Source organism: Sphingomonas sp. TX0543 (genome assembly GCF_048565505.1).
Classification (GTDB): Bacteria; Pseudomonadota; Alphaproteobacteria; order Sphingomonadales; family Sphingomonadaceae; genus Sphingomonas.
Window position 1 is genome coordinate 3,075,322 of record NZ_JBLZUS010000002.1, and the last position, 13,792, is coordinate 3,089,113.

A 13,792-nucleotide genomic window follows, 5' to 3' on the forward strand; every position below is an offset into this window, starting at 1 on the left:
GCCCGCGTCTCGCTGGCCCAGGGGTTCCGCAACGCTGGCCACCGTCGTGGCCGGGTCGATCGCCGCACTTGTCGCGTTTGCGCCAGTGCGTCACACCGGCGAGGCCAAGGCCGGCCTGCCGCTGACCGCTGCGCTACCCGAGCAAGTTCCGCCGGGCGTCGTGCTGCGGGTCGGCGATCCGGTGACGCGGTGGGTTTTCGAACATAATGGATGGGACAGGAAACTCCCGTTCCGCATTGAATGGGCCGAGATCACCGGCGGTCCGGACGTTACCGAAGCTTTTCATGCAGGCGTGTTGGATGTCGGCTTCGGGGCCAGCGTGCCGCCAATCCACGCCGTGTGGACGGGCATACCGGTACGGATCATCGCCTTCCGTGAATATGCCGACCGCGACAGCCGCCAAGCCTATGTGCTGGGTATCGCGCCGGAGGCGAAGATCCGCACACTTGCGGATCTGCGTGGTAAGCGCATCGCCTTCAGTCCCAGCCAGGTTCAGGCCCAGATCGTCATTGAGACCCTGAAGGCCGTAGGCATACCGCGCGATCAGGTGACGCTCGTCGAATTGCCATCAAGCATCGGCGGCGATGTTTACACCAACGCTTTGGTATCGGGCGCGGTGGATGCCGCGCCGATCCGCGCCGATCTCGTCGCTCAGCGCTACGTCCGCGACTATGGCGCGCGCGGTGCGCGCGTGATCAAGCACCCACCGTTCCGCGATGACGGCGGCACTATCTATGTCCCGGAAGCCGCGCTCGCCGATCCCGGCAAGGCGGCGGCGCTTCGCATCTTTGCCCATTATTGGGGGCTGGGTCAGGCGTGGATCAACGCACACCCAGAAGAGCTGGCGCGCGGCTATTATGCCGGGAAGCGTGGCTTGCCGATCGCCGACGCGCGCGTTCTTGCCGGCTATATCGCCAACGTTTCCGTACCGCGCAACTGGGCCGGCGCGATCGCTTACGAGCAATCCGCGATCGATACGCTTGGCCCCGAAACCAAGCACCCGCGGCTCGACGCCGCGACCCTGTTCGATCGCCGCTTCGAAACCATTGCCGGAGATGCGGCCGCCTCGGCTGAAGGACATCGCTCATGAACGCCTATCCCGAAGGGTTGCACGGACCGTTCTCCGAGGCGGCGACGCCGCTCCGCCCGCGGCATCGCCTTGCCGCGCCCAAGCAGCGCCTCAGCCCCGGTACGCCAGCGCGCTTCGGCGTGTTGCTGGGGCCGGGTCTACTTCTGCTCTACTGGTCGGTCCTGTCCGCGACCGGCTGGCTCGATCCACGTATTCTTCCGCCGCCATGGGCCGCAGTCACCACTGCAATCGACCTGATCCGCGACGGCCGACTGCAGGAAAATCTGTCGATCTCCGCCTGGCGCGCGATGACCGGCCTGGCTTTTGGCGTGGCAGTCGGCGTGACGCTGGCCCTGATCTCCGGCCTGTCGCTGCTTGGAGGCTACGTTATCGACGGATTGGTGCAGATCAAGCGCGGCGTGCCGATCCTCGCCCTGATCCCGTTTATGATCCTGTGGCTCGGCATCGGCGAGACGATGAAGATCACGCTGATCGCGACTGCCGTCTTCTTTCCAGTCTATATCAACACGCACAATGCGCTGCGCGCAATCGACATCCGTCATGTCGAATTGGCCGAAACCCTGCGGCTGAGCCGCTGGCAATTCCTGCGTTATATCGTCGTTCCCGGCGCACTGCCCGGGTTTCTGACCGGACTGCGATTCAGCGTTACCTCGTCATGGCTGGCGCTGGTCGTGGTCGAGCAGCTCAATGCGACGAGCGGCATTGGCTATATGGTCACGCTCGCACGCAATTACGCGCAGACCGATGTGATGCTGGTCGGCCTGGTCGTATATGCATTGCTCGGCTTCGGATCGGACGCGCTGGTGCGGCAGCTGGAGCGACGCCTGCTAGGCTGGCGCAGGACGCTCGGCCGATGACCGCCGATGTCGATTTTCCCGCAGTGCAGGTGCGCGCGCTCGTCCGCACCTTCACGCTGAAGGGTGTGCTCGACGGGATCGATCTCGACATCGCGCAGGGCGAGTTCGTCGCGCTGCTCGGTCGAAGCGGTTCGGGCAAGAGCACCCTGCTACGCGCACTGGCTGAAATCGATCACGAAGCGGCTGGCACCGGAGAGATCCGGCTGCCCGGGCGTAGCGCCGTGATTTTCCAGGACGCGCGCTTGCTGCCGTGGATGCGCATACTCGACAACGTGCTGCTGGGGATATCCGGCCGGCGTGACCGCGGCATTGAAGCGCTGGCCGAGGTCGGCCTGGCCGGAAGAGAACGCGCATGGCCGCACGAACTCTCGGGCGGCGAGCAGCAGCGCGTCGCACTGGCCCGCGCTTTGGTGCGTGAGCCTAAACTCCTGCTGGCCGACGAACCCTTTGGCGCGCTCGATGCGCTTACCCGCATCCAAATGCACACGTTGCTGCGCCGGCTGATCACGGTGCACGCGCCGGCCGTATTGCTGGTGACGCATGACATCGATGAGGCGATCCTGCTCGCCGACCGTGTACTGGTGCTCGAGAACGGCCGGATCGCCGCCGATCTGGCCATAGACCTGCCCGAAAACGCGATCGCGCGGCATCGTCGGACTACAGAATTGCGCGATCTGCTCCACCGATTGCTCGGTGTCGGGAATGAACCCGCCGATGGTCAGGACGACGGCGACACCGCTCGATTTCTCGGAGGACAAAATGGGTGACGTGACCAAGATGTTAAGCCGGCCGGGAGCCGACGCGCATCCTTCGGACGATATGGACGCGCGCCTCGGCCAGCGCCTCTACGATCGCTACCGCGAGCCACTCGACCTTCCGCACGGCTGGAACGAGACGCTCGACACCATATTTGCCCACCGATCGGTGCGAGCTTTTCTGCCCGATCCTGTGCCGTCCGGCACGATAGAGCTACTGACGGCGGCGGCACAGTCGGCTGCCACCTCATCCAATCTCCAGCCGTGGAGCGTTGTCGCGGTCGAGGATCCGGAGCGCAAGGCACGGCTCGCCGCGCTGGCCGGAAATCAGAAGCAGATCATCGAGGCGCCGCTGCTTTTGGCTTGGATCGTCGATCATCACCGCCTGAGCCAGATCGGCGAGGAACTGGGAACGCCCACTGATGGTCTGCACTTCCTTGAAAGCTTCCTGCTCGCTGCGGTCGACACTTCGCTCGCCGCACAAAATGCCGTCGTCGCGCTGGAGTCGATCGGCCTTGGCGGCTGCTACATCGGCGGTATCCGCAATCACCCCGCTGAGGTCGCCGCCGAGCTTGGCCTGCCACCGCGGTCGTTCGCGCTGTTCGGTCTGACGATTGGCTATCCCGATCCCGCAGCGCGCGCGTCGGTAAAGCCGCGTCTGCCGCAGAAAGCCGTGCTGTTTCGCGAGCGCTATGGCTCGCTCGAAGGCGGCCCCCGCCTGCCGGTTGGCTACGATGCGCGGCTGCGAAGTTTCCAGCGCGAGCAGCACATGCCCGAGCGCGACTGGTCCCAGCAGGCCAGCCAGCGCGTGCGCGGGATCGATTCGCTCGCCGGACGGCATGTGCTGCGCGACGTCCTCCACCGTCTCGGCTTCCGCCTCGAATAGCCATTACCACCCATACGCAAGTGACGGAGTAATCCCATGTCGAACCCAACCGAGTTCCTGTGGTATATCCCCAACCAGATCGAGGGCGGCCATCGCGGCGACGTCATCGACGGCGATCCGAGCAGCCTCGACACGTTGACGCGCCATGCCGTGGCGCTCGAGGAGCATGGCTGGAAGGGCGCGCTGCTTGGCACCAGCTGGGGCCGCCCCGACACTTCACCGTGGCGACCGCGATCACCGCGCGAACCAGAACCTTTGAACCGCTGATCGCGATCCGGCCGGGATATTGGCGCCCGGCGAACTTCGCCTCCGCTGCCGCCACGCTCGATCAGTTGAGCGAAGGCCGCGTGCGAATCAACATCGTCTCGGGCCAGGACAATCTGGCGGCTTATGGCGACAGTGAAGGCGATCAGGCGCATCGCTATGGCCGCACCAAGGATTTCATGCGTCTGGTGCGCCGGTTGTGGACCGAAACGGATGTGACGTTCGACAGCGAGCATTTCAGCGTTACCAACTCGACCGTGGCGCCGCGCATCACCCCGCGCGGTGATCGCCTTCACCCCCGGCTCTATTTTGGTGGCGCGTCCGAAGCGGCCGAGCGCGTCGCGGCGACCGAGGCTGATGTACAGCTGTTCTGGGGCGAACCACTGGATGGCGTCGCCGAACGCATCGCGCGGCTGAAGTCGCTGAGCCGCGACCTGGATCGAGACCTTCCGCCACTCCAGTTTGGGCTGCGCATTACGACGCTGGTGCGCGACACAACCGAGCAAGCCTGGAACGACGCTGAAGCCAAGGTCGACGAAATGGCCGCCAAGCATGGCCAGGTGGACGAGCATCGCCGATCCAAAGCAGTCGGTCAGCAGCGATTGCTCGACCTTCACTCGCGCGGCGAAGTGCTCGACGACAATCTCTATACGGCGCCCGGCCGTTACGGCGGCGGGGGCGCGGGCACGACCTGGCTGGTCGGATCGGCACAGGACGTTGCCAACTCGCTCAATAAATACCGAGCGCTCGGAATCGACCACTTCGTTCTGTCCGATACGCCCTATCTTTCGGAAATCGGGCGTCAGGGCGATCAGCTTCTGCCGCTCTTGCGCGATACGCCTTCGCAAGTGGAGCGCGAACTGGCCCGCGCCGCGCAGGTATGACCGGAAGCCGAACTGTTGCGGGAGGAATCTGAAGAGCGTGTCGCCGGGGGCGGGCTGCTCCACCGGCGCGCGCTGCTCGTTGGCGGCGCGGCGGCTATCGGTGGGCTGATTACGGGCGTCCATGCCGCGGTCAGCACGCGATCGCCCCTGTCGATGCTCACGCCCGGCGCACCGCTTTCAGGGTTCGATGGGCGTGATCGATCGCCAGATGGGCTCCAGCGCATCGTGCCGGACCTGCCATTTGCCGGCACCGGTTCGTCGCGCACGCCGCTTCAGTTGCTGAAGGGGACGATCACACCGAACGGCCTGCACTTCGAGCGCCATCACAACGGCATTCCAGCAATCGATCCGGCAGCTCACGAACTGCTCATCCACGGACTGGCGCGCAAACCCTTGCTGTTTCGCTACGAGGATTTGCTGCGCTACCGCCGCGAAACGCGCATCCTGTTCATCGAGTGCTCGGGTAATAGCGGCGGACTTGGTGCGGCGGAGCCATTGCAGGCCAGCGCCGGCCAGCTCAATGGGCTATTATCGTGCTCCGAATGGTCCGGCGTGAAGCTGTCGACGCTGCTCGACGAGGTAGGCATTGCGCCCGGCGCGCGCTGGATACAGGCGGAGGGCGCCGATGCGGCGGGGATGACGCGCAGCATTCCGCTGTCGATTGCGCTCGACGACGCCATGATCGCGCTGTTCCAGAACGGTCAACCGATCGAGCCGGCGCAGGGCTTTCCAATGCGGCTGCTGTTGCCCGGGATTGAGGGCAACGCCTCGATCAAATGGCTCAGGCGCCTGAAGCTGATGGCAGGGCCTGCCTTTTCGCGGGAGGAGACGTCGAAATATACCGATCTGCGAGCCGACGGTAAGGCCGACATGTTCTCACTCAGGATGGGCGTCAAATCGATCATTCTCCATCCTTCGTTCGGGCTCGATGTGCCGGGACCGGGCTATTACGAGATCAGCGGTCTCGCTTGGTCGGGTCGCGGCCGGATACGGAAGGTTGAGGTATCGGCCGATGGTGGCGCAAGCTGGGCGGAGGCCGCACTTGAGGGCGCAGCGTTGCCGCACGCGCTGACGCGGTTTGTTATGCCGTGGCGCTGGGCCGGCAATCCCGCGACCCTGATGAGCCGCGCGACGGACGAAACCGGCGCCGTGCAGCCCCGGCGTGATCTATGGCTCGCCAAATATGGCGGCGGTCAAGGTTATCACAGCAACGCGGTGCAGAGTTGGCGCGTCGATCCGACGGGCAAGGTCATGAACGTCTATGCCTAAACAGGTCGTCATTATCGGCGGTATCCTGGCCGGCGCCGCATTGCTCTCGCTCGGCAGGTTCCCGTCGATCATCGGCGATCAAGAACGTGGGCGCCCGGCCTCCGAAGAGGTGATCCACCGGATGGAGATCACCGTCGCCGGGGATGGCACTGGCCTGCCGGCCGGCACGGGATCCGTCGCTGAAGGCAGGGCAATCTTCAATCAGAAATGCGCCGCATGCCACGGCCCGGCAGGGCGTGGTGGAGTAGCCGACCGGCTGACTGGCGGAATCGATACGCTCACCGGCCCGAAGCCGATAAAGACCATTGCCAGCTACTGGCCCTACGCGCCCACTCTGTTCGACTATATCCGCCGCGCGATGCCCCTCACCGCACCACAGTCCCTGAAAGACCGCGAGGTTTACGCCCTCGTAGCCTATCTGCTTTCCATCGATGGCATCGTCGCCGCCGACGCCAGGCTGGATGCGCGAAGCCTCGCGCGGATCCGTATGCCGAACCGCGACGGTTTCGTCAGCCTGGAGAACAAGGCCTTCGACGGTAATATCGAGCGGAAGCAACACCCATCGTCCAGTTCGCGCGTTGTGCCCCAAGCAGCAGCACATCCGTGAAAACTAGCTTTGTCGCTGGTAACGCTTGGTGGTCGCACGCGACTTCGTAGGTGCTGGACGCGATGCTCCGCATCGGTTGAGAACGGACAAGCGCCCGCCGCAGCTGGGCATCAGGCTTGATCTAAACCGAAGGTCAACCGGACAGGCGGATGCAGGCATGGTCCCCGTGCAGGGGCCGGACCGACGCCGAACCGCTCGCGTGCCACGCGCTTGCCCTCGGCAGGGGCTGTGCCAGCAGCGGCTTCACGCGGCGCTGCTTGGCGAGCATACCTTCCGATTGGGCGACGATCACCTTCGGCCCGCGTTCCGGCGTGGTCAGCCCTCCCGCTACGTGTCCCGCATCCGCGCCACGTCATCGGATGCGTCAGTGTCCGCACCCACGTGATCCCGATCCCACGCGCCGCTTTCTCGTTCGGATTGTTGGTGCGACGCGTCAGATTCTGCGCGCGCGATGGCAGGATATCCTGATGCGGATAGTCACGGCGCGACCTGCGCCCGGCGTGGCGATCGCGATCGGCACTCAGCCGTTCCTGATGACGCGCGCCGAACCTTCCAGCATCTCGCTGACGGACCGGAAAAAAAGGGGCGCCGCGGAGAGGTTGACAAAAACCGGCGCAGCACGGATCAGTTCGACAATTAAGCGAATAGACTTAATGTGGAGAGAGCATGAAAGCACGCTGCGGCACCCTGGCTATCGGAGCGTATCGTGCGCGCGCGCCGGCCGGCCCCGAGCCCCTCTCGCCGCCCCGTGGGGAGGCCAGCTATGCTGTTTGACGAAGTCGTGCTGGGTCGCCGGAGCATTCGCGGATACAAGCCCGATCCTGTGCCAAGGGCGCTGATCGAGGAGATCATCGCGCTCGCCACCCGCGCGCCCTCGTCAATGAATACGCAGCCGTGGAATTTCTACGTCATCACCGGTGCGCCGCTCGATCGCATCCGCCTGGGCAATAGCGAGCGCATGGCCGCCGGCGTGCCGCAATCGCGCGAATTCCGCACCGGCCAGCCATTTGCCGGGCCGCATCGCGAACGGCAGGTGGATGTCGCCAAGCAGCTGTTCGGCGCGATGGGCATCGCCCGCGACGATCAGGCGCTTCGGCAAGACTGGGTGATGCGCGGTTTCCGGCAGTTCGATGCCCCGGTCTGCATCATCGTCACCTATGATCGCGTCCTCGACGGAAGCGACGATACCCCGTTCGATTGCGGTGCCGTGACCAATGCATTGGTGATGGCGGCATGGTCGCGCGGGCTGGGCACGGTCATCAACAGCCAGGGGATCATGCAATCCCCGGTAGTGCGCGAGCATGCCGGCATCCGCGAGGATCAGGTGATCCTGAAGAGCATCGCGCTCGGCTGGCCGGATGATGATTTCCCCGCGAACGCCGTGGTGTCGAACCGGAAGGCGGTGAGCGAAACGGCGGTGTTCGTGGGGTTCGAGGGCTGAAGCGCGCCAAGCGAGAGGATCGAAGAGTGCATTATACTGAGCTTCTGCAAGCCCGTCGTGAACTAACCGGTCCTGGCGGTCCGTTTGAGATCGTGGAGGCGGACGTTCTGGGCCACCGTCTGCGCGCGTACAAGAACCTGCCGAATTCGGTGCGCGACATGTGGCTCTCGACCGCGCAGTTCGGCGACAGCCCCTATCTCGTCTATCAGGACGAGCGGATCACCTATCGCGAGGCGCACGTGCGGGTGAATGCGGTGGCTGGATGGCTATGGGCGCAAGGGGTGCGTCCCGGCGACCGCGTGGCGATCGCGATGCGCAACTATCCCGAATGGTTGCTTGTCTACTGGGCATGCGTATCGATCGGCGTGGCCGCCGTTGGCATGAACGCGTGGTGGACCGGTGAGGAAATGGCCTACGCGCTCGCCGACTCCCGGCCAAAGGTGATGTTCCTTGATGCCGAACGCCTGGCGCGTTTCAACGAGCGACCGGAGCTTGCAGGCACTGTCACCCTTGTCGGCGTGCGGGTGCCGGACTCGGCCTTGCGTGCCTCGCCGCAGATCACGACCTGGGCCCAGGTCGCGGCGCACGGCGGCGAGATGCCCGATGCGGCGGTCGATCCCGACGACGACGCCTGCATCTTCTATACCTCGGGCACCACCGGTTTTCCCAAGGGCGCGCAGCTAACCCACCGCGGCTGCCTCACCAATTTGTTCAACATCATGTTCGCGGGTGCATCGACGGCGCTGGCGATGCAACGCGCGACCGGCATCGCGCCGCCCGCCGAACCTCCCGCGCCGCCGGTAACGCTGCTGACCACGCCGCTTTTCCACGTCACCGCCAACAATTGCGGCAGCTATGCGACTACCGCGGCCGGCGGCAAGCTGGTGCTGATGTATCGCTGGGATGCGGGCGAGGCGCTGCGCCTGATCGAGCGTGAAAGGGTCAGCTCGATGAGCGGTGTGCCGACGATGGCGCGTGAACTTATCAATCACCCCGATTTCGCTGCCACCGACACCTCCAGCCTGGTGGCTTTATCCGGCGGTGGCGCGCAGGTGCCCCCCGATCTCGTGCTGAAGATCGAGGCGCAGGTAAGCAGCGCGCGTCCCAGCACCGGCTATGGCATGACCGAGACGTGCGGCATCATCACCTCCGTCGCCGGGGACTTTTTCGTCGACAAGCCCGACAGCGCCGGGCCCCCCATGCCCAGCTTCGAGGCGAAGTGCGTGGATGATGACGGGAACGAGGTGCCGCAGGGCGCGATCGGCGAATTGTGGGTGAAGGGCGCCGCCGTCATCAAGGGTTATATCAACCGGCCCGAGGCGACAGCCGCCACGATCACCGATGGCTGGCTGCATACCGGCGATATCGCGCGGATCGACGAGGACGGCTTCATCTTCGTCGTGGATCGCAAGAAGGATATGGTGCTGCGCGGCGGCGAGAACGTCTATTGCGCAGAGGTGGAGGCGGGCATCTATCGGCATCCTGCGATCGCGGAATGCTGCGTGTTCGGCATTCCCGATGAACGGCTGGGCGAAGAGGTTGGCGCGGCGGTCGTGCTCAAACAGGGCGAGAGCATCACGCTCGATGCACTGCGCGATCATTGCTCGGTGCTGATGGCCAGGCATAAGGTGCCGCGCCACATCTGGCTGCTGGATGAAGCGCTGCCGCGCAACGCCAGCGGCAAATTCCTCAAACGCGAAGTGCGTGATCGGCTAATCCCCACTCTCGCCGTCTAGTCGCTCCCCGTTTCCCGCAGCAACCGGGGGAAACGCACACCGAGCGCGGCAGCGCGGTAGAGATAGCTGGCCAGCAGCGCGATCCAGACGCCGGCGACACCGTGCCGCCGGAGCAAAGCGTCGGTCGCGAGATAGAGCGCCAGCGCGAGCAGCGCCGCATTTCGCAGCGCTCGCCCGCGCGTCGCGCCGATGAAGATGCCATCCAGCCACCAGCTCGGCATCCCGATCAGCGGCACCAGCGCGCAGAATGGCAACATCGCCATAGCTTGCGCCTGCACCGCCGGGTCGCGCGTGATGAGCGCGATCAGCCACGGGCCGCCAGCCGCGATGCCGGCAGCGAACAACACGCCGCCCGCCAGCGAGAATTCACCCGTAAGCCGCGCGGCACGCAGCAGGTTGGCGCGCGATCCCGCCCCGATCGCCGCGCCAACCCGCGCCTCGGCGACGAACGCGAAGCCGTCGAGGACGAACGCGCTGACGCTGACGAACTGCATCAACACATGATTGGCGGCAAGCGGCACCGCGCCCAGCCGCGCGCCGGAACGGGTGAACCAGGTGAACAGAAGCAACAGAGCCACAGTGCGGATCATGATATCCGCGTTCACCGACAGCAGGCGGCGGAATGCTCCCGGCGCGAATATCGTTGGTCGCCCAATCCGCCACCAACTCGATCCCAGCACCTGCCGCGCGGCCCACAAGCCGCTTCCCAGCGCGATCCATTCAGCGATCGAGGTGCCGATGCCAGCGCCCCACGGGCCAAGCCCCAGCCCGGCGACGAACAGCACGTCGAGCACGATATTGACGCCGTTGAACGCCACCTGGCACGCCAGCGCCAGCCGCGTGCGCCCAAGGCCGAGCAACCAGCCGTTGAGCACATAGAAGCCCAACGCCGCCGGCGCACCAAACAGGCGCGCCGCCGTAAAGTCGTGCGCGGCCCTCGCCGCCGCCGCTGGCACGTGCATCAGTTCCAGCGCAGTCGGAACGATTAGCGGCGAAAGCAGCAGCAGCGCCGCTCCGAGCAAGATGCCGAGCAACAGCGCCCGCACCAGCAGCACACGCAATTCCGCCGCGTCGCCAGCGCCCAGCGCCTGCGCGCTGAGGCCGGTCACGCCCATGCGCAGGAAGCCGAAGGTCCAGAAGATCAAGCTGACGGTCGTGACCCCCAAAGCGACACCCGCCAGCATCGCGGCGTCGCCGGTACGCCCGATCACCGCCGTATCCACCACCCCGACCAGCGGCACCAGCGCCTGGCCAAGGATGATCGGCCACGCCTGGGCAAAGATATCGCGTCGATCGAATCCGCTCATGCCGCGCGAAATCCCATGAACGCGGCGGGTGCGCCACTATCGATCGACGACTGCATGCACATTTGCAGGGGCGCGACACCTCGCGGCAGTTGCGCGTGCCCGCCGGGGCGCTACCGTTCGGTGCCGCGCGCCCGCGCCATAGCGACCCGGAAAGGCCAAACGACATGAATCACGCCGCCGGCGCCGATGCAGCCCCGAGATCCGCGCGCGCGCGCCTTTGGTCGATCGTCGCGGGATCGGCGGGCAATCTTGTCGAATGGTATGACTGGTATGTCTATGCCGCCTTCACCCTGTATTTCGCGCCCGCTTTTTTCCCGGCGACCGATCGCACCTCGCAATTGCTGAACGCCGCGGCGATCTTCGCGGTCGGTTTCGTGATGCGGCCGATCGGCGCGTGGATGATGGGCCTGTATGCGGATCGTCGCGGGCGGCGCGCGGCGCTGAGCCTGTCAGTGACACTGATGTGCGCTGGATCGCTACTGATCGCGATCACCCCTTCGTTCGCGACGATCGGGCTGCTCGCGCCGGCGATACTGCTGCTCGCACGGCTGATGCAGGGCTTGTCGGTCGGCGGTGAATATGGCGCGAGCGCGGTCTATCTCAGCGAGATGGCGGGGCAGAAGCATCGCGGCTTTTTCTCGAGCTTCCAATATGTCACGCTGATCGCCGGCCAGCTGGTGGCCTTGTGCGTGTTGCTCGTGCTGCAGATGGTGCTGCGCGAGGATCAGCTTCACGCATGGGGCTGGCGCATCCCGTTCGCGATCGGCGGCGTGCTCGCGATCGCGGTATTCTGGTTGCGTCGCGGCATGTCGGAAACCGATTCCTTTCGTCGTCTGGGCGAGCGGCGCACCACGCGCGCCAACAGCCTGACGCTGATCCGGGATCACCCGCGTGAAGTGTTGCTGGTGATGGCGCTGACGGCGGGCGGCACGGTCGCTTTCTACACCTACAGCGTGTATCTCCAGAAGTTCCTCGTCAACACCTCTGGCTTTTCCGTACAGACGGCATCGCGCGTGATGACGGCGGCGCTGTTCTTCTACATGCTGCTACAGCCGGTCGCGGGCGCGCTTTCCGATCGGATCGGGCGGAAACCGCTGATGATCGCGTTCGGCGTCGCCGGAGCGTTATCGACCGTGCCGCTGTTCCACGCGCTGGAAACGGTATCGAACCCGCTCCACGCCCTCCTGCTCGTGATGGCAGCGCTGGTGATCGTGACCGGCTATACCTCGATCAACGCGGTGGTGAAGGCGGAACTGTTCCCCGCCGAGATCCGCACGCTGGGCGTCGCGCTGCCCTATGCGCTCGCCAATACGCTGTTCGGCGGCACGGCCGAATATGTGGCGCTGTGGTTCAAGTATATCGGCGCAGAGAACGGTTTCTACTGGTACGTCACTGCGATGATCGGCCTCTCGCTGATCGTTTACCTGACCATGCGGGAAACGCGCGAAACCGGCACGCTCGCGATGGAAAGCGCAGCGGCAGAGCCTAGCTAACGCGCGTCAGCGCGGCGCTTCACCGGGCGGCGGTTGCGGATGCTCTTCCACCGGCTGTTCTCCGCTGCGCTTCTTCACCGTCACTGGCCGGGTCGGCGCTTCGGACATCGGGCTGGAATTCTTCTGCCCCCTGCCCTTCAGTTCGTCGATCTCGTTCTGGCGGCGCTGGAGGTAGAAATCGCGCGAGCGGGCATAGGGATCGGACTGGCCGTCATGCAACTGGTGCAGCGTATCGTCGAAATCAGCCCGATGATCGAGCGCGCCGACCACGGCGAACGGCACCGCGAATGCCGGCCGCGTGATCCGCTTCCCATAGACGAAGGGGAAGATCAGCCGGTCCAGCGCACCGCCGATCAGGTCGCGCGGCGTGGTCGGGCCGACGATCGGCAGGAACAGGAACGGGCCGGGCTTGATACCGTAGAACCCGAAGGTGTTGGCAAAACCATTGCTGCGCCGCTGCCATTTGAACGGCTTGCGCTTCGCCATGTCGAAAATGCCCGCAACCCCCACCGTGGTGTTGACCGCGAACCGCCCCACCGTTTCGAGCGCGCGCCCGATCTTCAACTGCAGGATGAAGTTCAGGAAAACGACCGGCTCGCGCATATTGTAGAGAAAATTGTGCGCGCCATCGCGGATCGGCTTGGGCACCGCATCGCGATAGGCCAGCGCGAGGGGCCCGATCACCGCCTTGTCCACCGCTTCCGTCACCTCGAAAGATTTGAGGTTCACGCTCGCCAGCGGATCCGGTGCTTCCCAGTTGCTGCGCCCGGTTACGACAACGTCGCGCTGACCCGCCTCACGATCCGGTACGGGCGGACGCTCCCCCGGTGGGGGCGCAGCCTGCTGCTCTTCGTAGGTGGACACGATCCGCAGCGCGGCGGGAACCGCGAGCGGCTCCAGCGCGCCCGTCAGCGTGGGCACGGCCCGAACGGCAGGTGCGGTATAGCCCGCCAGGCCCATGTCGATCGCGCAATGCACGCCGCTTGCGACGATATCGGTGCATGTGCCCTGCGCTTCGGCCGCGCCGCCCACACTTGCCAGAACGCTCGCCGCGACAAGCAGCGCGGGCCGGTAGGCTAGGCACCCAGACATCGATTCCCCTTTTTCCCGGCTACAGCAACGGTAACGCCTCCACCCTCTGCGGCAAGCCACGTTGTTCGTCCATCCCGGCCGGAAAAGTCTGGTCAGCGCTGCCGTTGCAAT

General features: G+C 65.2%; 13 protein-coding genes. 11 read left to right on the forward strand and 2 right to left on the reverse strand.

Annotation, left to right across the window (positions count from 1 at the left end):
• Positions 1-46: 46 nt before the first annotated feature.
• The 10 genes from ACM61V_RS15380 to ACM61V_RS15425 all read left to right on the forward strand — a co-directional run bounded on the left by ACM61V_RS15380 (position 47) and on the right by ACM61V_RS15425 (position 9,789).
• Positions 47-1,090 carry an ABC transporter substrate-binding protein gene (locus tag ACM61V_RS15380; RefSeq protein WP_249341613.1) on the forward strand — a complete coding sequence of 348 codons (1,044 nt, stop codon included), beginning with the start codon at positions 47-49 and terminating at the stop codon, positions 1,088-1,090.
• Positions 1,087-1,947 carry an ABC transporter permease gene (locus ACM61V_RS15385; protein ID WP_137787477.1) on the forward strand — a complete coding sequence of 287 codons (861 nt, stop codon included), beginning with the start codon at positions 1,087-1,089 and terminating at the stop codon, positions 1,945-1,947. The genes ACM61V_RS15380 and ACM61V_RS15385 overlap by 4 nt, the downstream gene beginning before the upstream one ends.
• Positions 1,944-2,714, forward strand: coding sequence for an ABC transporter ATP-binding protein (locus tag ACM61V_RS15390; protein ID WP_137787478.1), 771 nt, complete (start codon positions 1,944-1,946; stop codon positions 2,712-2,714). The genes ACM61V_RS15385 and ACM61V_RS15390 overlap by 4 nt, the downstream gene beginning before the upstream one ends.
• Positions 2,662-3,588 carry an NADPH-dependent oxidoreductase gene (locus ACM61V_RS15395; protein ID WP_249341614.1) on the forward strand — a complete coding sequence of 309 codons (927 nt, stop codon included), beginning with the start codon at positions 2,662-2,664 and terminating at the stop codon, positions 3,586-3,588. Before ACM61V_RS15390 ends, ACM61V_RS15395 begins: the two co-directional genes overlap by 53 nt.
• Positions 3,589-3,624: 36 nt before the next feature.
• A complete protein-coding gene (locus tag ACM61V_RS15400) occupies positions 3,625-3,855 on the forward strand; it encodes a hypothetical protein (RefSeq protein ID WP_419714103.1) in 231 nt (76 codons plus the stop codon).
• Positions 3,810-4,736 carry an LLM class flavin-dependent oxidoreductase gene (locus tag ACM61V_RS15405; protein ID WP_419714104.1) on the forward strand — a complete coding sequence of 309 codons (927 nt, stop codon included), beginning with the start codon at positions 3,810-3,812 and terminating at the stop codon, positions 4,734-4,736. The genes ACM61V_RS15400 and ACM61V_RS15405 overlap by 46 nt, the downstream gene beginning before the upstream one ends.
• Positions 4,737-4,751: 15 nt before the next feature.
• Positions 4,752-6,005 (forward strand): sulfite dehydrogenase, encoded by a 1,254-nt coding sequence (soxC, locus tag ACM61V_RS15410; RefSeq protein ID WP_212742207.1) that lies wholly within the window; start codon positions 4,752-4,754, stop codon positions 6,003-6,005.
• Positions 5,998-6,612 carry a c-type cytochrome gene (locus ACM61V_RS15415; protein WP_137787481.1) on the forward strand — a complete coding sequence of 205 codons (615 nt, stop codon included), beginning with the start codon at positions 5,998-6,000 and terminating at the stop codon, positions 6,610-6,612. The genes soxC and ACM61V_RS15415 overlap by 8 nt, the downstream gene beginning before the upstream one ends.
• Positions 6,613-7,375: 763 nt before the next feature.
• Complete coding sequence (locus ACM61V_RS15420) at positions 7,376-8,053, forward strand: nitroreductase (protein WP_137787482.1); 678 nt, start codon at positions 7,376-7,378, stop codon at positions 8,051-8,053.
• A 26-nt stretch (positions 8,054-8,079) separates the two neighbouring features.
• Positions 8,080-9,789 (forward strand): class I adenylate-forming enzyme family protein, encoded by a 1,710-nt coding sequence (locus tag ACM61V_RS15425; protein ID WP_419714105.1) that lies wholly within the window; start codon positions 8,080-8,082, stop codon positions 9,787-9,789.
• Here ACM61V_RS15425 and ACM61V_RS15430 read toward each other — a convergent pair.
• A complete protein-coding gene (locus ACM61V_RS15430) occupies positions 9,786-11,096 on the reverse strand; it encodes an MATE family efflux transporter (protein ID WP_137787484.1) in 1,311 nt (436 codons plus the stop codon). The two genes, ACM61V_RS15425 and ACM61V_RS15430, sit on opposite strands and share 4 nt — an antisense overlap.
• Positions 11,097-11,260: 164 nt before the next feature.
• Here ACM61V_RS15430 and ACM61V_RS15435 point away from each other — a divergent pair, with 164 nt between their 5' ends.
• On the forward strand, positions 11,261-12,589 hold the full coding sequence (locus ACM61V_RS15435) for an MFS transporter (RefSeq protein ID WP_137787485.1): 1,329 nt from the start codon (positions 11,261-11,263) through the stop codon (positions 12,587-12,589).
• Positions 12,590-12,595: 6 nt separating this feature from the next.
• On the opposite strand, the gene ACM61V_RS15440 is transcribed toward ACM61V_RS15435, so the two are convergent.
• Positions 12,596-13,681, reverse strand: coding sequence for a VacJ family lipoprotein (locus ACM61V_RS15440; RefSeq protein WP_137787486.1), 1,086 nt, complete (start codon positions 13,679-13,681; stop codon positions 12,596-12,598).
• Between the last annotated feature and the right edge of the window lie 111 nt (positions 13,682-13,792).

Excerpts from the sequence above, each read along its gene's own strand:
- ACM61V_RS15385 (WP_137787477.1), top strand. The coding sequence starts at position 1,087 with ATGAACGCCTATCCCGAAGGGTTGCACGGACCGTTCTCCGAGGCGGCG.
- ACM61V_RS15390 (WP_137787478.1), top strand. The coding sequence starts at position 1,944 with ATGACCGCCGATGTCGATTTTCCCGCAGTGCAGGTGCGCGCGCTCGTC.
- ACM61V_RS15395 (WP_249341614.1), top strand. The coding sequence starts at position 2,662 with ATGGTCAGGACGACGGCGACACCGCTCGATTTCTCGGAGGACAAAATG.
- ACM61V_RS15400 (WP_419714103.1), top strand. The coding sequence starts at position 3,625 with ATGTCGAACCCAACCGAGTTCCTGTGGTATATCCCCAACCAGATCGAG.
- ACM61V_RS15415 (WP_137787481.1), top strand. The coding sequence starts at position 5,998 with ATGCCTAAACAGGTCGTCATTATCGGCGGTATCCTGGCCGGCGCCGCA.
- ACM61V_RS15420 (WP_137787482.1), top strand. The coding sequence starts at position 7,376 with ATGCTGTTTGACGAAGTCGTGCTGGGTCGCCGGAGCATTCGCGGATAC.
- ACM61V_RS15430 (WP_137787484.1), bottom strand. The coding sequence starts at position 11,096 with ATGAGCGGATTCGATCGACGCGATATCTTTGCCCAGGCGTGGCCGATC.
- ACM61V_RS15435 (WP_137787485.1), top strand. The coding sequence starts at position 11,261 with ATGAATCACGCCGCCGGCGCCGATGCAGCCCCGAGATCCGCGCGCGCG.
- ACM61V_RS15440 (WP_137787486.1), bottom strand. The coding sequence starts at position 13,681 with ATGTCTGGGTGCCTAGCCTACCGGCCCGCGCTGCTTGTCGCGGCGAGC.